The 17,549-nt window shown below is 64.5% G+C and carries 17 protein-coding genes; 5 read left to right on the top strand and 12 right to left on the bottom strand.

Annotated features, from left to right (window positions below; all coding sequences use genetic code 11):
* Positions 1-3: 3 nt before the first annotated feature.
* Positions 4-2,361, top strand: a complete 2,358-nt coding sequence (locus AB0N72_RS15200; RefSeq protein WP_363931199.1) for a glycosyl hydrolase family 65 protein — start codon at positions 4-6, stop codon at positions 2,359-2,361.
* 3 nt (positions 2,362-2,364) lie between these two features.
* On the opposite strand, the gene AB0N72_RS15195 is transcribed toward AB0N72_RS15200, so the two are convergent.
* From AB0N72_RS15195 to AB0N72_RS15180, 4 genes are all read right to left on the bottom strand, one after another.
* Complete coding sequence (locus tag AB0N72_RS15195) at positions 2,365-2,556, bottom strand: hypothetical protein (RefSeq protein WP_363931198.1); 192 nt, start codon at positions 2,554-2,556, stop codon at positions 2,365-2,367.
* Positions 2,557-2,940 (bottom strand): hypothetical protein, encoded by a 384-nt coding sequence (locus AB0N72_RS15190; protein WP_363931197.1) that lies wholly within the window; start codon positions 2,938-2,940, stop codon positions 2,557-2,559.
* 79 nt (positions 2,941-3,019) lie between these two features.
* Positions 3,020-4,453, bottom strand: a complete 1,434-nt coding sequence (locus AB0N72_RS15185) for an HNH endonuclease (RefSeq protein ID WP_363931250.1) — start codon at positions 4,451-4,453, stop codon at positions 3,020-3,022.
* A gap of 105 nt (positions 4,454-4,558) precedes the next feature.
* Positions 4,559-5,347, bottom strand: coding sequence for a tryptophan-rich sensory protein (locus AB0N72_RS15180; protein ID WP_363931196.1), 789 nt, complete (start codon positions 5,345-5,347; stop codon positions 4,559-4,561).
* 111 nt (positions 5,348-5,458) lie between these two features.
* Here AB0N72_RS15180 and AB0N72_RS15175 point away from each other — a divergent pair, with 111 nt between their 5' ends.
* Entirely contained in the window at positions 5,459-5,980 is a 522-nt protein-coding gene (locus tag AB0N72_RS15175) for a MarR family transcriptional regulator (protein WP_363931195.1), read from the top strand.
* Here the strand turns inward: AB0N72_RS15175 and AB0N72_RS15170 are convergent.
* The 6 genes from AB0N72_RS15170 to idi are packed head-to-tail and all read right to left on the bottom strand — an operon-like array spanning position 5,975 to position 11,786.
* The gene (locus tag AB0N72_RS15170; RefSeq protein ID WP_363931194.1) at positions 5,975-7,192 is read right to left on the bottom strand and encodes a prenyltransferase; all 1,218 of its coding nucleotides are present in this window, start codon (positions 7,190-7,192) and stop codon (positions 5,975-5,977) included. The two genes, AB0N72_RS15175 and AB0N72_RS15170, sit on opposite strands and share 6 nt — an antisense overlap.
* Entirely contained in the window at positions 7,189-7,539 is a 351-nt protein-coding gene (locus AB0N72_RS15165) for a lycopene cyclase domain-containing protein (protein ID WP_363931193.1), read from the bottom strand. The genes AB0N72_RS15170 and AB0N72_RS15165 overlap by 4 nt, the downstream gene beginning before the upstream one ends.
* Positions 7,539-9,191: a phytoene desaturase family protein gene (crtI, locus tag AB0N72_RS15160; protein ID WP_363931192.1), complete on the bottom strand. Its 1,653-nt coding sequence runs from the start codon at positions 9,189-9,191 to the stop codon at positions 7,539-7,541. Before crtI ends, AB0N72_RS15165 begins: the two co-directional genes overlap by 1 nt.
* Complete coding sequence (locus tag AB0N72_RS15155) at positions 9,188-10,093, bottom strand: squalene/phytoene synthase family protein (protein ID WP_363931191.1); 906 nt, start codon at positions 10,091-10,093, stop codon at positions 9,188-9,190. The genes crtI and AB0N72_RS15155 overlap by 4 nt, the downstream gene beginning before the upstream one ends.
* Positions 10,090-11,235 carry a polyprenyl synthetase family protein gene (locus AB0N72_RS15150; RefSeq protein WP_363931190.1) on the bottom strand — a complete coding sequence of 382 codons (1,146 nt, stop codon included), beginning with the start codon at positions 11,233-11,235 and terminating at the stop codon, positions 10,090-10,092. Before AB0N72_RS15150 ends, AB0N72_RS15155 begins: the two co-directional genes overlap by 4 nt.
* Positions 11,232-11,786: an isopentenyl-diphosphate Delta-isomerase gene (idi, locus tag AB0N72_RS15145; RefSeq protein WP_363931189.1), complete on the bottom strand. Its 555-nt coding sequence runs from the start codon at positions 11,784-11,786 to the stop codon at positions 11,232-11,234. Before idi ends, AB0N72_RS15150 begins: the two co-directional genes overlap by 4 nt.
* Before the next feature lie 119 nt (positions 11,787-11,905).
* Between idi and AB0N72_RS15140 the strand changes: the two genes are divergently transcribed.
* Entirely contained in the window at positions 11,906-12,493 is a 588-nt protein-coding gene (locus tag AB0N72_RS15140) for a MarR family transcriptional regulator (protein WP_363931188.1), read from the top strand.
* Between the two features lie 135 nt (positions 12,494-12,628).
* Positions 12,629-13,735, top strand: coding sequence for an EAL domain-containing protein (locus AB0N72_RS15135; RefSeq protein WP_363931187.1), 1,107 nt, complete (start codon positions 12,629-12,631; stop codon positions 13,733-13,735).
* A gap of 63 nt (positions 13,736-13,798) precedes the next feature.
* Here AB0N72_RS15135 and AB0N72_RS15130 read toward each other — a convergent pair whose 3' ends face one another.
* Together AB0N72_RS15130 and AB0N72_RS15125 are read right to left on the bottom strand one after the other, a co-directional pair.
* Complete coding sequence (locus AB0N72_RS15130) at positions 13,799-14,680, bottom strand: SGNH/GDSL hydrolase family protein (RefSeq protein ID WP_363931186.1); 882 nt, start codon at positions 14,678-14,680, stop codon at positions 13,799-13,801.
* Positions 14,681-14,739: 59 nt separating this feature from the next.
* Positions 14,740-15,576: a helix-turn-helix transcriptional regulator gene (locus tag AB0N72_RS15125; RefSeq protein ID WP_363931185.1), complete on the bottom strand. Its 837-nt coding sequence runs from the start codon at positions 15,574-15,576 to the stop codon at positions 14,740-14,742.
* A gap of 86 nt (positions 15,577-15,662) precedes the next feature.
* Here AB0N72_RS15125 and ilvD point away from each other — a divergent pair, with 86 nt between their 5' ends.
* Positions 15,663-17,525, top strand: coding sequence for a dihydroxy-acid dehydratase (ilvD, locus tag AB0N72_RS15120; RefSeq protein WP_363931184.1), 1,863 nt, complete (start codon positions 15,663-15,665; stop codon positions 17,523-17,525).
* Positions 17,526-17,549 lie beyond the last annotated feature (24 nt).

Here is a 17,549-nt window from a genome sequence, read left to right as displayed (position 1 = left end):
CCCATGGCACTCATCAGCTCCGATCGGCTGCGTTTCCCCTGCGAGCCCTGGAAGCTTGTGGAAAACATCCACGTACCCGGTGACGAGGGAACACTGGAAACCTTGTTCGCGCTCGGCAACGGCCACCTAGGCATCCGTGGCTCCCATTCAACGGCGGGGGACAGCGAGCTCCCCGGCACGTTCATCAATGGTTTCCACGAGATCTGGGACATCAAGCACGCCGAGAACGCCTATGGTTTTGCCCGGACAGGCCAGCGGATCGTGTATGTCCCGGATGCCAACAACTTCACGGTGTCCATCGACGGCGAAGCCCTGAGCCTGGCCGAGTCCACGGTGCTGGACTACCACCGCAGCGTCGACTTTTCCAGTGGCGTTTACGAGGAACGCATTGTGTGGTCCTGCCGCTCCGGCGCTACTGTGACCACGGTTGAGCGCCGCGCCGTCGGCTTCGATTCCCGCGGATGCCTTGGCCTTGAACTGTCGTTGTCAGCGGACCGTGACGTATCCGCGGACATCACCTCCGGCGTCGTGAACCGCCAGGACCAGCCTGTGGAGGACCACTCGGTCCATGACCCGCGCCGCTCCGGCCGGCACGCGGGCAGGGTCCTGCTGCCCCTGCACCTGCAGGGTGCCGATGGCTCGCTCCGCCTCGCGTGGGAAACGTCCGAATCCCGCCAGCGCGTCGCCATGGCTGTGGACCACTGGATTTCTGCCGAGGGCCAGCCGTTCGAAACGCTGGTGGCGGAGGACGAATCGTCCGTCCGGTACGTTCTGGCCATTCACGACGGCGAGACTTTCCGTCTGGAGAAGTCGGTCAGTTACGTCGTGGCAGGGTCGGCAGGGGATGCCGAGGATCGTGGCGAAAGCCTGGCCGCGGACGCGGAAGCCAACTTGGTACCTTTCTCGGAGATCGTTGCCCAGAGCAAAGCGCATTACGACGAATACTGGACCACGGCGGACGTCTCCATCGGCGGCCAGCCGGAAATGCAGCAGGCCGTGCGCTGGGGGCTCTTCCAGCTTGCCCAAGCCACCGCACGCGCCGGGGTGGCGGGGATTCCCGCGAAGGGCGTCAGCGGTTCCGGCTACGAAGGCCACTATTTCTGGGACCAGGAGGTATACCTCCTGCCGTACCTGACCTACACCAACCCCTGCGGCGCCAGGAAGGTGCTCGAATCCCGCCACGCCATGCTCCCGGACGCCCGGGTGCGTGCCAAGGAACTCAGCGTGGATGGCGCGTTGTTCCCGTGGCGAACCATCAACGGCCTTGAAGCCAGCGCCTACTATGCGGCAGGTACTGCCCAGTTCCACATTGCCGCGGCCATCGCGTTTGCCGCCAACAGGTACCAATGGGCCAGCGGCGATGACACGTTCAGCGCCGAACTGGGTGCCGACCTGCTGATCGAGACGGCCCGGATGTGGGCTTCCCTGGGCTTCTTCGGCAAGGACGGCATGTTCCACATCCACGGCGTCACCGGACCGGACGAGTACACGGCAGTGGTAAACGACAACCTGTACACCAACGTCATGGCCCGCTTTAACCTCCGAGCCGCTGCCGCGCTGGAGAACGAAGGCATCGCCGACACCGAACGCATGGTGTGGAGGCAGGCCGCCGAACGCATGTCGCTGCCGTACGACCCCCACCTTGAGGTGTTCAGCCAGGACAACGACTTCATGACCTTGGAGCCCTGGGACTGGAACACGCCCAAGTCCAAGTACCCGTTGCTGCTGAACTTCCACCCCTTGGTGATCTACCGCCACCAGGTCCTCAAGCAGGCCGATACCGTTCTGGCCATGTTCCTCCAGTGGCAGGACTTCACTGCCGAGGAAAAGCAGCGCGCATTCGACTTCTACGACCCCATCACCACTGGCGACTCCACCCTGTCCGCGTGCGTCCAGGGAATCATGGCGGCCGAGGTTGGATACGGGGACGTCGCGCTGCAGCACTTCACCGAGGCGCTGTTCATCGACCTGGACAACTCCCACGGCAACACCATCGACGGCGTCCACATTGCCTCCACCGGCGGCATTTGGAGCTCTTTGGTCTGCGGCTTCGCCGGCATGCGGGACCAGGGCGAGGTCCTGCGTTTCGATCCGCGACTCCCAGTTGAATGGGAGGGGCTGTCCTTCAGGCTCAAGGTACAGGGACGTTTGCTGGCCGTGGATTTGGAGCAGGGGTCTATCGCTCTGACACTTGTACCCGGCGAGGACTACAGCGACGAGCCGTTGCTTGTTGACGTCCGGGGCCACGCCGTCACCGTCGGGGCGGAGACCGTGAAGGTGCCGCTGGAGGACGTCCCCGTCCCGCCGCCGTCGATCTTCCCCAGCGTCTTCCCGACGGCGGGCCTTCCGATCATCCGCTAGGCGTCAGGATGCTCGCGACGTGTGGTCCTCAATGAGGCCACTCGCCGCGATCTCCCGCAGCGAATAGATGGCCTTCGCTGCCGCTGCCCTGTTCTGGAAGCAGATGGACAGAGCGAGTTCGGTTCCGTCACCATCGACGAGCCGAACCCGGCAATTTCCACCCGGTTCTTCAAACAATTCGAAGTGTCCAGCCATTTACGCTGCCCCCTGCCCGGAGGCGGGAGGCTGCGTCGCCGGACGCTGCGGGTGATGTTCGGGAGACCGACGCCGGTCCAGCTCGCTGTTGATAAGTTCCAGCAGCGCTTGGGCCGGCTCGGACAGGTGGTGGGTGTCCGGCGAGCCCAGCTGGTCGCAGTGAAGGAGGACGTGGCGGATCCGCTCCAGCTCGCGGGAGGGCACCAGCGGCCAGCGGTGAAACAGGTGCCTGACAGCTATGGCGCCCAGCAGGGCGTCGGGTTTGGTGGATGGTGCGCCGTGGATTCCTTGGGTAACTGTTGCTCTTCTTCGAGCAACGGAACCCGCGGAAGCTGCGACACCATGGGTGAGGAGAATATTGGCTTTGAGGGAATCGGGGGCCATGAGGACCTCCCCTGGTGAGAGCGAAGGAAGCCGGCTGCGTGACTCTGAAATTAGCTTACAGAATGTGAGTTATGTCATGTCAATCGTTACGCGAGGTTGCCGGGACCAGCGACGGCGTTTCTTGAGGCGACGCCGGAACTGAATGCTCCATGTAGTTGAGCCCCGCTCCGCGTTCATAGCCCGGCAGGGGCGGGGCTTTGGATTGGTAAGTGTGGCCGGTGGGGGTCTGGAGGTTGAGGGCGTCGGCGGTGCCGCGGGCGGGGTTGCCGGGGGTGGTGGTGGCTGTCCAGCCGGGGATTTCCTTGGTGTGGTTACAGGCCTCGCAGAGCCCGGCGCCGTTATCAAGGCTGGTGGTGCCGCCGGCGTGCCAGGGCACCACATGGTCGGTGTGCCGGATGGGCGCGTCGCAGTACGGGGTGCGGCAGGTATGGTCGCGGGTTTCGATGAAGCGCCGGAGCCTGGGTGGAAAGAGCCTGGCTTTGGAGTCCGTGGTGATTAGTTCCCCGCTGGTCGGGGCGGTGTACAGCCGCCGAAGCCAGACACTGTATTCCGGGTCCGGTGCGGGCGTTCCGGGTTGGGCCCGGGTTGCCGACGCAGTGGGGTTGGTCAGTTCCCGTGCCCATTGGGCGGGGACGATTCCGTAGCCGTGGAGTCTGGCAGGTTCGGAGTCGCCCTGGAACAAGGTCCGGTCTGTCATGACCAGTTGGACCTCGATTCCGTTGATTCCACCTGGTTTGCCCGTGAGACGCTCAACAAGGGTATCGGCCATGATCTGGCTTCGGCCGCGTTCTTCCCTGCTGGGACGGGACCGTGCTGTGTCCGCGGCCCTGGTCAGGGCAGCGTAGGCGGCCACGCCCTGAGCAGCGGGCAACAGTGCGGTCAGGTACGTCATGGCGTCCGCAACAGGGCGCAGGCTCACCGTCCGCGTGCTCGCTGCATGGCTGGCACGCTGGGCCATCGAGCGGGGATCCCGCCGGCACGCCGCAGCCTTGGCTGCGGCGATAATGGCCCGGTCGCCCATTCCTTCCAAGGTCCCGGTGTCGGCTGCGAGTTCTTCATCCACGGCGCAGCGGTCCTCGACGGACAAGCACGCGGTTTCCCTCACCACCAAAGTAGCCCGCCACTCGTTCAGCTGGCCTGATTCCAGGGCGGCCATCGTGTGGGGCATCTCCATAACCAGCGCCTTCGCGACGCCGAGCAGCCGGGATCCCTTGTTCGGGGATTCGCGCCGGGCCAACGCGACTTGAGGCCCGACACCCTGGCCCCGCTCGGCCACTGGGATGCCGGCCTCGGCCTGGTCCTGTCTTTGGGCGAGGTCCAAGGCCACCGCTGCCCGGGCCTGCAAGGCAGTTATGGAGGACTTCAGCTCTTCCAGTCCGCGGATCTGGTCGATCAGATCGCCGCTGACGTTGCCGAGACGGACGGTACCCAGAAGCGTGATCAGATCAGAAACCCGGGGTTCAGAGCCCGGCGGCGCCCATCCTGGCGCGGCCGGGAACGCGACTGAATCCATCACGTCCCTGCCCCGAGTCTGCTCCATCCCCCAATCCTTCCAACCCCCAGGGGGCTCCAAAAGGCAGGAACCTCCTTATGTGGAAAAGCCTGTTCCTCGAGTGATTCAGGTCGCCAACGCCACCCGGGCCCTTACCGTGATCGCAGCGCCCAAAACCAGCGCGGCGGCAACGGCGGCAGCGATCGCCGTCGGAAATGACTCGGGGGCGGAGGAACTGCGGCCAACCATGATCCACAGGAGCCCCCACGCGATGGCGGCGGCGAGGGCCAGCCGGCCGCGTCCTTTGATGGCCAATGCGACACCCACGACAGCCACAACCACCAGCACGGCCACAGACCAGACTTCCGGGCGTAATCCCAAGCCCTGAAAACCAAACGCCTTCAAAGCAGCCGCGACGTTGGCGCATACGGCGACGCTGGTCCATCCCAGATAAACCCCCAATGTCCCGTCCAAAACCACGGCTTCAACCCACGACGACGGGCGGGTCCGGCTGTAGCGGAGGAACGCCCGGACCAGGGTCACCAGCAACGCCAGGATCACCAGGACGCTGGCAAAAAGCCACCCGGCCTGGACAACCAGAATCCATGCCGCGTTGAGAATCATGGATACGGACACCAGCCACCCGAGCGCGCGTTGGCGCGAAGCAGTCCGCTGGGAGGGCAGCCATTGCCACACTGTGTAGGCAACGAGCCCCGCGTACAACACCGACCAGATGGAGAAGGCGGGCGTGGCGGGTGCGAGGAGCGTGGAGTCGGCGGCGAGAGCCCCGCCGGCGGCTTGGGCAATGGGCGTCCCACCGAAGACACCGACGCCAATCATCGAGCCAACGACGCAGACAACCAAACTGACTGTCACCGTTATCTGACGCATAAGATCCGGCCTCCGGGTTGCCATGTGCGGGACCTCTTTCCTTGTGGGATGTTCGGATTCATGCATTCACGCTGTCCGTGACTTAGTATCAAATTGCTAGCGCAGCGAGCTTTATGCTTATCGAAGGAACGTCGGATGGATTCTGAAGGCCACGCCAGGGGCTATTGGTACGGGAAAGACCCGGGGCAGAAGGCCATCGCGATCGATGTCTTGAATGCGCTGAGGGATTATCGCGCCTCCGAACAGGCGATGCGCCGCAGGACACGATCCTCCATGGGGATGGGCGAGAAGGACTTGCTGGCGCTGCGGTATCTTTTTGAAGCCGAGGCTGCCGGCAGGGTGATGAAGCCGAAGGACCTGGGGGACAAGCTCGGGATAACGTCCGCCTCCATGACCACCTTGATCGACCGTCTGGTGGAGTCCGGCCATATCCGGCGGGAGCCCCACCCCACGGACCGCCGGGCGCTGATCCTGAAGGCGACACCGGGTTCGGACCAGGAAGTCCGGCACACGCTGGGCGGTATGCACCGCAGGATGCTGGAAGCTGCTTCTGCGCTGAGCCCGGACGAGTCCCGCGTTGTGGTGGATTTCCTTCAGCACATGCGCGAAGCGATGGACACCATTGATGAAGACCCTGAGGAACCAACGCTGTCATGACGTGAGGCTCCACTGCAGAATGAAGATCAGCGTCACCAGGAATCCCGAACCGTAGTTGAGCCAGATGAACCGTCGCCACGCCGTGTTGGTGCGTGCAGCCGTCGTATCCGTCACGTTCCAGTACGGTGCGCAGTTCACGATGTAGGGCACGGCGACAATTGCCGCGAGCGGCCCGGGCCAGGGCGTAGCGAGCATCGCCAGGCCCGCTACCAGCCAAAGCACGACGGCGAGCCGCACCGTCCGGCGGGCACCGATGACTGTTGCTATGGAGCCGATGTCGGCCTGCCGGTCGGGCTCGATGTCCTGGACGGCGCCGAAGGCGTGGGCAGCCATTCCCCACAGGAAGAACGCGGCCAGCAGGATGAGGAGTCCGGGCGTCACGTTCGCGCCGGCAAGGACCAAACCGACGACGGCGGGACTCACGAAGTGCGTACTGGACGTCAGCGAGTCCAAGACCGGGCGTTCCTTGAAGCGGAGTCCGGCCGCGGAGTAGGCCACCACGGCGAATGCGCTGACTGCCAGGCTGAGCCACGCGGCCGGGCCGCCGGCGAGCGCGAGCACCAGCAGGAACGGAACGTTGGTGATCGCCGCCAGCCACAACATGGGCCGGTGCAGCCGGGGTTGGAGGAGTGCCCCTTCGATGCCGCCCTTGCGCGGGTTCTTGAGATCCGACTCGTAATCGAAGACATCGTTGATGCCGTACATCGCCAGGTTGTAGGGGATCAGGAAGTAGAACGTTCCCACGAGCAGCACCCAGTCGATTTCGCGCCTGGTGAGGAGCATGGCCGCAGCGAACGGGTAGGCAGTGTTGATCCAGCTGACGGGGCGCGATGCCAGTAGGGCCTGGGGGATGAGGCCCTTGAAGCGGTGATTTCCGTGCCGGATCTCCTCACCGCTGCGTTCCCGCCCCCGGGTCAGCCACATCCACAGCCCCGGAAGCGCCACGACGCCCGCCAGCGGATATGCGAAGTCCTCGATGGGCGCCAGGCCAATCGTGAGCCCGAGGATGTGTGAGGCGTCGTAGTGGAAGAGTTCCATGCCGATCATCACGGAGTCGAAGACGGCGGTGAGCACCGCCAGGGCAGCGAACGCGAGCGCCACGGCTTTCCAATGCCGACGGGACTCACCGCTGCGGGAACCTTGACGGGCAAAAGCCACCCCGGCCACCACCGCCGCGGCCACGAAGAGAAGCGCGAGCCACAAATACGTCATGCGTTCTCCCGCTCCCGCACCGGACGCCTCCCCGGCACCCGGGAAAGCAGCCGCCGGGCTCCGGTGTACAAAACCATGGTGCACAGCGTGAGGAAGAGCAGGAACACAGGTTCTTCAAGGGGCATCTCCGGGGCGAGCAGAATCCCCGTTGCAATGGTTCCTTCTCCGCGCAGGAAGATCCCCAACCGGATTCCGGCCGCGTCCCAGCCAAGGAAGAACAAGACCCCGACGGCGGTCACGATCGCCGCTGCTTTGGCGTCGCGCCAGAAAAACAGGCGGAATCTGTGGTCAAGCAGCAGCATGCACGTTATGCCGAGCAGCAAGGAGGCCAGGTAGAGAGCACCCATCAGGCAATCCTGATGGCTACGGGCCTCACAGTGACGGGGCCGGGGCTGTGGTCGCCGCGGATCCGTTTCAGGACCAGCTCGGCACTGATGAGGCACATGGGCACACCCACGCCGGGGGCGGTGGTGGCGCCGGCGTAGTAGAGCCCCTGCACACGCTTGGAGGCATTCTGGGCGCGGAACATGGCGCTTTGTCCCAGGGTGTGGGCAGGCCCCAGCATGCCGCCGCGCCACGAGTTGTAGTCGCGGGCGAAGTCTGCAGGTCCGACTGTTTGCCGGACCACAATTCGATCCCTAAGGTCAGGGATGTTGGCCCATTGGGCTATCTGGTCGATGGCGGCGTCCGCAGTTTGTTCTATGACGATGTCGCCGGTTCCGTCCGGGCCGCCGGCTCCCAGCGTGGGATCTGCCGGGACCGGGACCAGGACAAAGAGGTTCTCATGGTCGCTGGGGGCTACGTCTGGGTCTGTTGCGCTGGGTTTGCAGACGTAAATCGACGCCGGATCGGGGATGCTGGTTTCTTCTCCGAATATGGAAGCAAAGTTCGCTTCCCAATCGCGGGTAAAGAACAGGGAGTGGTGGGGCATCTCAGGGAGTTTGCCTTTGACTCCCAGCATCACCAGGACGGCACCCGGTCCGCTGGTACGCCGCTGCCACCACGAGGCGGGGTAGCTGCGATCCCGTACGCCCAGCAGCTGGGTTTCGGTGTGGTGCAGGTCGGCGCCGGAGACCACCAGGTCCGCCACGCTGAAATGCTCGTTTCCGGAGCTGTCACGCCATGTCACCCCGGTGACTTCCCGGCTGTCCTTGCCGGTCAGTGCGGCCGGAAACTTCACGCCGTCAAAACGGCCAACCTTCTTGGTCCGGGTGGTTTCGCGCGTAGTGATCCTGAGGGCCTCGGCGCCCGTGTGGATGCGGACGCCAGCTTGGAGTGCCAACGCTTCAAGCCGGGCCACGAGCTCCCGGAAACCACCCATCGGGTATTGCACACCGTCACCGAGGTCCAAGGCGCTCATCAGGTGATACATCGCAGGGGCGTCGGAGGGGCTGGTGCCCAGGAAGACCGCCGGGTAGCCCAGCACTTGCCGCAGGACCGGGTCCTGGAAACGCCGGGCCACATACTTGTCCAGGGGAGTCAGGAGCAGTTGCGCCAGCTTGGGCAGGCTCCGCAGTACTTCCGGTTGGAGCAGTGCTTGGAGTTTCGTGAAGGGGTTGTAGAGGAAGAAGCGTTCGGCCATCTCCGTGGTGTGGCGTGCGGATGCCAGATAGGCAGCCAGCTCTTTGGCGCTGCCGGGCTCAACCTCCTCGAACTTCTCCAAAACATGTTCTCTGCCCAAGGGGATCGTCAGCGGGCCCGGCCGCACGCCGTCGGGGTTTGGTTCACTGAAGACGCGGTACGCCGGACTCAGGGTTCGAAGGTCCAACTGTTCCGACGTGCTGGTGCCCAGGAGTTCGAAAAAGTGGTCGAATACGTCCGGCATGAGGTACCAGGAGGGGCCGGTATCGAAGCGGAAGCCGTCCCGTTCAAAGCTTCCGGCCCTGCCGCCTACCTGGTTGCGCTGCTCCAGGAGCTGCACCTCGTGTCCTTCGTGCGCGAGGAGTGTGGCGGTGGCAAGCCCAGCGATGCCACCGCCGATCACTACTGTCCGTGTCATCTGTGCAACTCCATCCAGGTTGAGGCGACTGCCCGGGCCGCTAGGCCGGCTTTCACGGCGTCCGGGACGCGGACCCGCGACCGGTAGAGCTCGTCCACAGTGGTCTGCTCGATCCTGTCCGTCAGGGCAGTAAAGAGGGAAAGGGCGCTGCGGACGGCGGCCCGGGCATCACGCGGCAGCAGCGGGATGACGGCGTTGGCGTCGGCCAGTTGGGCCCGGATGGTGCCTACCCATTCCATGCGGTCACGGTCCTCCAGGTGCTCGGACGTGCCCAGGTAGCTGCGGCCCAAGCGGGCGGTGTCGTCCGCGAGGTCACGGAGGAAGTTGATGTTCTGGAAAGCAGCGCCCAACCTGCTTGCGCCGTACTCCAGAGCCGCGGCGTCGCCGTCGTTCATGTCCTCGTCGCGCATGAAGACCCTCAGGCACATCAACCCGACCACTTCAGCCGATCCGTGGACGTAGCCTCGGTGGGCGTCGGTGTCGAAGCGCAGGGGAGCGGACGGTGCAGCCGTGCGCTCGCCGAGGTCGGTGCGCATGGAGTCGAAAAAAGGATCGATGAGGGATTGATCGATCCTGGCCGCCCGGGCCGTTTGCGCGAAGGCGTGGATGATGAGGTCGCTGCTGTAGCCGAGCTTCACGGCGCGGTGGGTCTCGTCGATGAAGTGCGCCAGCGCATCGCACTGTTCCTGGTAGCTCAGTCCTGCCTCGGCCGTAACGCCGTCCACGAGTTCATCTGCTACCCGCACCAACGCGTAGATGTTCCGGACATGTTGGCGGTGCCGGGGTCCCAGCAGTTTGCACGCCAGGCCGAATGAGGTGGAGTAGGCGGCAATGACCTGGTTGGCGGCCCGCTCCGCAGTCCGGGTGAAATGGGTGAAGGAAGTGTCCATGGCCAGGGTCATGATTGCCGTCCTTCCAGTTGCGCCGCGAGGTCCAGCAACACGGTGCGAACGCCGGGCGGGATGGCGCCGGTCAAGAGATGGTTGAAGGCCTGCAGCTGTTCTTCGATAAGCCCGTTGACGAACATCTCGGCGCCGCAGTCGGCCAATTGCCGGCGAACGTACTCGCAGTCCGCGCCGTTGAGTTCGGGCCTGCCAAAGAAGGGCTCGATGCCCGGCCAGGCCGCCGTGGTGCGGGCATGGGCGATGATGGCCGTTTCCTTGCCCTCGCGTAGGTCGGAAAAGGGATCCTTGCCGTGCCGGCGGGGATCCCCGAACGTGGACAGGAGGTCGTCCTGGAGTTGGAAGGCGAGCCCCAGATGGCGGCCGGCGGTGGCGAGCGCATTTTCGACGGCGAAATCGGCACCTGCCAGCGCGGCGGCAGCCCGCAGGGGAAGTTCGAAAGTGTAGGTTGCGGTTTTGTAGCCGCACATCACCAGGATGGTTTCGAGCTGGGGGTCGATGATGCCGTCCCCCAGGCCAACGTCCAGTTGTTCGCCGGCCACGGTTTCATTGATGGTGTGTTCCAGAAGGTCCAGCAGCCGCAGCCTCAGCTGCTGGGGAAGGTCGGCCCTGGCGAAGGCCTGGTGGGTGGCCGCCAGGAGCATGTCGCCCATGAGGATGCCGCCGGTTTGGGCCCAGTGAAGGTCGCTGCCGGCGCGGGTGCCACCGGCGTCCATGGCTCGGGGGAGGGCCTGTGCTTCTGCGAGGAGGGAACCGATGAGGTTGGGGTGCCCGCGGCGGACGAGGTCGCCGTCGATCACGTCGTCGTGGAGCAGGAAGGAGTAGTGGAGAAGCTCGATCGCGGCAGCGATGCTTATGGCGGTTTCGCGGTGGGCGGGCGCTTCGGGGCCCGTGGGCTGCAGGGCCGATTCGGACCGGCCTGCCCCGCGTTGCCGGAGGGCGTCGTAAGTCTCCATCAGCAGCAGGGGACGGACAAACTTCCCTCCCAGGACGTTGTGGCCCGCCAGTTCCCACAGTCTGGTGAAGTGTGGGCCGTACGTAGTGGCGGCGCTTGTGCGCTTGCCGATGAGCCCGCTCAGCTCGTTTTCGATCGCGGTGCAGAGGTCGGTGCGGCTGCGTAAGGCGCCGGAGGTGACGGTCATGCTTTTGCTCCGCTCCCGCGCTGGAGTGCCCGCGCCTGAACCAGCTGGGGGAACTGGAGGCCCAGCCAGGGGCTGAAGGCAGAAGGCGAACGCTTCAAGGCCTCGGCCAGGACCGCCGGGGACATCCATGCCCAGTCCGCTACTTCGGCAGGGTTTGGCTTCAGCTCGCCACTGATCCTGGCTATGTAGACCGGGCAGATCTCGTTTTCCACGATTCCCGTAGGATCAACCGCCCTGTAGCGGAAGTGGGGAAGGGCCAGTTCGATCCTGTTGGCGTCCACGCCCAATTCAAAGTGTGCACGGCGCATCACTGCGTCCACAGGATCCTCTCCCGGTCCGGGGTGTCCGCAGAAACTGTTGGTCCAGACCCCGGGCCAGGTCTTCTTCTCCGGTGAACGACGGGTCAGCAGGACCTCGCCGTCGTCATTGAGGAGGTAGCACGAGAAGGCGAGGTGGAGTGGGGTTTGCTGCGTGTGCACCCCCTCTTTGGGGGCTTCGCCGATGGGCATGCCCGTGTCGTCAAGGAGGACAACCATCTCTGTCGCGTTCATAGTGCGCCTTCCTCCTGCAACCTGGTCCTTAGAGCGAAGTCTGAAACAACAGCTCGAATATTGCTAGACAAGCTAGAAGAAAGGCTACCATGTAGAAAGTTAGGTGTAACATACTCAGCATGTCCAGTCCTGAAGAAATACCGGAGGATTCCGGCTTCCCGGCGTCAGCCGGCATGTATCAGCTGGACGCCAATGATCCCCATCAGCAGTTGGTTGACCGCTCAACGCTTTCCGAATCCGACACCCAGCAAATCAACGAACTCATGGCTGCGCTGGGACGGCTCCGTGAGGCCGAACAGCGCCTCGCCGACGCCTCGCTCCGGTACATGAAACTCAACCAATCCGACATGCGCGCGCTGCACTACCTGATCGTCTGCGCCAACCAAGGCCTCATCGCCACGCCCGGAGCGATAGCCGCCCACCTGAACATTTCGACGGCGTCAACCACCAAGCTGCTGGACCGGTTGGAACGCGCCGGCCACATCACCCGAGGTGCGCACCCCTCCGACCGACGGGCCCTGGCGATCGCCATTACCGCCGAAACGCACGATGCCGCAATGCGCACCGTGGGCAAGCAGCAGGCCGGGCGCTTCCTGGCCGCCGCACGCCTGACTCCTGATGAACGTGGGGTCGTGATGCGCTTCCTGGATGACATGTCACGGGAAATCGACGTGGCTGACGAGGCATGGGCTGCCACCCACGGTTGAACCGATCCCGTGATTCACGTGGCAAAGTGTGAGCCAGGTGACACTTTTCTCTGTAAGATTCGAGGCAAGGCCCTCATGCGGCGGGGCCGGCAGTTGTCTGGCCTGGCCAGCGGGGGATACACAAAGGAATAATTGATGGCTCAAGAAGCGGGCTCTCTTTCACCGGATAACGACGCGGAAAGCAACAACCAGGAAGGTTCTGGGGAGATGCCTTTCGCGGACGAAGTGACCATGCGGGCTCAGGTCCTGGACATCATTGAGTCCATTCTTGAGGACACTGAACCGCGCAGCGAAGCGGCCAGGAACAAGCTCCGTGAGCTCCTCGACGCGCATCCGGATGACCCCGAGGGTGCGCTGCTGCAGCATTTGCTGCTCACCCGGAAAACAGCGCAGCCGGCAGCCAGCGTCCCAGTCCAGCTTGAGCACGCCAGCCTGCACTTGGAATCGTCCGACGCCTCGCGGACCGTCCTGGTCCCCGTCAGCCACGATGTGCGTGCCGGCATCCAGGCGATCCTCGCGGACAAGCTCCTCCTGACAGCGTTCCAGCCGGTCCATTCTCTTCCCAAAGGCGAGCCGATCGGCGTCGAAGCGCTGACCAGGTTCATTGGGGAGGACGGTGCGGGTGCGGACGTATGGTTCAGCGAAGCGGCGGCGGCCGGCCTGGGGGCGGAGCTGGAGATAGCTGCGCTGCATTGCGCATTGATGGCCGCGCACGACGTCCCGGAAAACATGTTCGTTGCGCTGAACCTCACCCCGGCAACCTCACGCGATCCGCGGGTCAGGAACCTCCTGGCCGCTGCCACCCTGGCGCCGGAAAGAATCATTGTTGAACTGACGGGCAGTCTGGAATCCATCACGGCCCAAGCTGATGGCGAAGGCCTTGATCGATTGCGCGACCTGGGGCTCCGTGTGGCGATCAGTGCCTCGGGCGCCGCGTTGGTGTCCCTGGACAGCATTGAGCAACTGCGCCCTGACATCATCAAGCTGGACCGTCACTTGATCGAAGGAATTGCCGGCAATGATGGCCAGAAGCTCCGGGCCCGGGCCATTGTGGAATTGGCCCGCGGGATCGGCGCGGACGTCCACGCACAGGGCATCGAAACGGCCGAAGAACTCGACGAAGTCACCGCATTGAATGTCACCGCGGCCCAGGGATACCTGCTGGGGCGCCCCTCGGTGCACCCGCTGGACTGGTCGGCTTGGAGCGTCCGGACCCAAGCGGAACCGCAGCCTGCCGGCTGACTTTCGCTGAATGCACGACGCCGGCCCGCGCCCAGGGTGCGGATCAGCCCCTTTCGCGCCGCTTCAGTCGGTCATGCGCCGGGGATCGTTGCCCACATAGCTCCCGGGCGCCATGGGTGCCCCAAAAACCGGACCCGGCAGGGGGCGCTTGGGGTGGTGTCCGTTCTCGGTGTTCCGTTGGGTCAGCCTCCGCACGACCCACGGGAACAGATGCTCCCGTGCCCAGACGATGTCATCCGCGCGGGCTTCACGCCACCGGCGCTCCGGAAGGGGCCTCGGGGCCAGGGGCTCAAGGGAATGCGGCACATTGAGGGTATCCAGGACCATGATGGCGATGGTGTGCTGGCCCAGCGGGGAGAAGTGAAGCCTGTCCGGATCCCACATCCGGGGATCGGTGAGTTGCCGTAAAGCCCATAGGTCGGCGATCAAGGCATCGTGGCGCGCAGCGATCACGCGCATGTTTTCGTTGAAGATCGCCACTTTGCCCCGTGTCCTGCCCAGCACCGGGGTGGCGCCCCAGTCCGGGCCGGTGAACAGGACGATGGTTGCACCTGTTGAGGCCAGTCCTTCTACGCCATGGTCCAGCTCGAGCGCCAGTTTGTCGGGATCGCTCCTGTGGAAGAGGAGATCGTTACCGCCCGCGTTGAGGGTAATGAGATCGGGTTTAAGGGCCAGTGCCGGACCAAGCTGTTCCTCCAGGATCTGGTGGAGCAGCTTCCCGCTGACGGCCAGGTTGGCGTAGGCGAAATCCTCATGGCCCGCGCTCAACTCTTCGGCAACACGGTCGGCCCAGCCGCGGAGTCCCCCAGGGCTGCGGGGTTCGGGATCGCCCAGGCCCTCGGTGAATGAGTCTCCCAAAGCCACATAGCGGCTCCACGGGTGCAGGCCAGACCGGAAACTACCGGAACCACCCTGCGCCGGACCCTGTGCGCCGGGAGCGTTCATGACTCCATAGTGCGCTTAAGGGACGGGCTGCGCCATGGGTTTGCGCGGGGCAGCTTCCGTCAGCCCCGCGTTGTCTCCATCAAGCGTTCCATCTGCTCGCCGGCGTCGCTCCCGGGTGCGGGGGTGTACACCACGATGTGCAGGTCCGGCCGGTCCGACGGCGATACCTGGTGGTGCTCAAGCTGCAGCACCCCTACGGCCGGGTGGTGGAAGAGGCGCTCGCGGGATTCGAAACCCAGGATGTCGTAACGGTCCCAGCTTTCCTGGAACTCAGGGCTGGCCTCCCTCAGCCGTTCCACCTGGTACGCGACGTCCGGGTCGCCCAGTCGCTGTCCAGTTTCGGCGCGGAACTCGGCGAGGAACCTCTTGCTGGTGACGTCCCAGTCCGGGAGCAGGTCGCGGACGTAGGGGTCGGTAAAGACGAGCCACAAAAGGTTCCTGTCGGCGGCGTCGAAAGTTCCGATATTTGGATACAGGGCCTCGTAGGCGCGGTTCCATCCGGCGACTCCCCAGTCCGGGGACAATGCGTACGCGGGATTGGGATCCAGGGCCTCCAACAGTCGTTGCACATGCGCGGGGGCATCGGCGGCCACCGGACCCTTGGGGATGGCAGAGGAGTATCCACCGAGGGACAGCACGTACCCAAGCCCGGTGTCCGAAAGGTGCAGCGCCCTGGCGATGGATTCAAGGACCTGCCGCGAAGGACTGATGTCCCGCCCCTGTTCCAGCCAGGTGTACCAAGTGACGCTCACCCCGGAGAGGAACGCGATCTCCTCCCTGCGCAGCCCGCGCTCGCGGGAACGGCCGACCGGGGGCAGCCCATAGTCGGAGCGCAGGGCCTGGGTCCGGCGGGTCCTGAGATACAGTCCAAGTTCCTTGCGCCTCTCATCTTTCACACTGACAACACTATTACTCTGGTACTTTTACTACTAGTAGCAACACCGTCTTCCGGGTGCTGGAGAACAGCAGCAGGATGGTATTCATGCCTGCACTTCGCTCTAAAACTGTCACCCATGGCCGCAACATGGCCGGCGCCCGCGCACTGCTGCGCGCCTCCGGCGTCGCCAACGAGGACATCGGCAAGCCGATCATCGCCGTTGCCAACTCCTTCACCGAGTTCGTCCCGGGCCACACCCACCTCGCGCCCGTGGGCCGGATCGTCTCCGACGCAATCCTTGCCGCCGGCGCTGTGCCCCGCGAATTCAACACCATTGCCGTGGACGACGGCATTGCGATGGGCCACTCCGGCATGCTCTATTCCCTGCCTTCCCGGGACCTGATCGCCGACTCGGTTGAGTACATGGTCAACGCGCACTGCGCCGATGCCCTGGTCTGCATTTCCAACTGCGACAAGATCACCCCGGGCATGCTCATGGCCGCACTGCGCCTGAACATCCCAGTGGTGTTTGTCTCCGGCGGTCCGATGGAAGCCGGCCGTGTGACGTTGACCGACGGCTCGGTGCGTTCCCTGGACCTGGTGAACGCGATCGCCGACGCCGTGGACGAATCCATCTCCGATGCCGACATCAACCTCATCGAAGAAAACGCCTGCCCCACCTGCGGTTCCTGCTCCGGCATGTTCACCGCCAACTCCATGAACTGCCTCGCCGAGGCCATCGGCCTGGCACTGCCGGGCAACGGTTCCGTGCTCGCCACCCACACCGCCCGCAAGGCGCTGTACGAGAAGGCGGGCTCCACGATCGTCGATCTCGTGAAGCGCTACTACGACGGCGACGACGACTCCGTTCTGCCGCGCTCGATCGCCACCGCCGAGGCCTTTGACAATGCCATGGCACTGGACATCTCCATGGGCGGATCCACCAACACGATCCTGCACCTGCTTGCCGCGGCCCAGGAAGCAGGCGTTGAGTACGGCCTGGCCGAGATGGACGCCAAGTCCCGCCAGGTGCCCTGCCTGGCAAAGGTGGCCCCGAACGTTGCCGGGAACAAGACCTACTACATGGAAGACGTCCACCGCGCAGGAGGCATCCCCGCCCTGTTGGGTGAGCTGAACCGTGGCGGGCTCCTGCACAAGAACGTCCATTCCGTGCACTCCACGGACTTGGATGGATGGCTGGACGATTGGGACATCCGCGGCGGAAAGGCTACCGAAGAGGCCCAGGCACTGTGGCATGCGGCTCCCGGTGGCGTCCGCTCCTCCACCGCGTTCTCGCAGTCGAACGTCTGGACTTCACTGGACACCGACGCCGAGGGCGGCTGCATCCGATCGGTGGAGCACGCGTTCTCCAAGGATGGCGGCTTGGCTGTGCTGCGCGGAAACGTCGCAGTGGACGGCGCCGTGGTGAAGACCGCAGGCGTCGATGAGTCCATCTGGATCTTCGAAGGCCCGGCAGTTGTGTGCGAGTCCCAGGACGAAGCCGTGGAAATGATCCTGAACAAGACGGTCAAGGAAGGCGACGTGGTGGTTATCCGCTACGAGGGCCCCCGTGGCGGTCCCGGCATGCAGGAAATGCTCTACCCGACGTCGTTCCTCAAGGGCCGCGGCCTCGGCAAGAAGTGCGCCCTCATCACGGACGGCCGCTTCTCCGGCGGCACCTCCGGGCTTTCCATCGGCCACATCTCCCCTGAAGCAGCCTCCGGTGGAGCGATCGCCCTGGTGGAGAACGGCGACATCATCAGCATCGACATCACCAAGCGCTCGCTCGAGTTGAAGGTCTCCGACGAGATCCTCGCCGAACGCCGCGAAAAACTGCTGGTCAATGGCGGCTATAAGCCCAAGAACCGCGACCGCCACGTATCCCCGGCCCTCCGCGCATACGCCGCGATGGCCCTCTCCGCAGACAAGGGCGCCGTTCGCGACGTCTCACTGGTGGAGAACCTCTAACCGGACGATCCGTGCTGTAGCCGC

It is taken from the genome of Paenarthrobacter sp. NPDC089307, from assembly GCF_040685055.1.
Lineage (GTDB): Bacteria > Actinomycetota > Actinomycetes > Actinomycetales > Micrococcaceae > Arthrobacter.
Note: the sequence above shows the minus strand (reverse complement) of the source record. Positions and strands in the feature narration are given on the sequence as shown.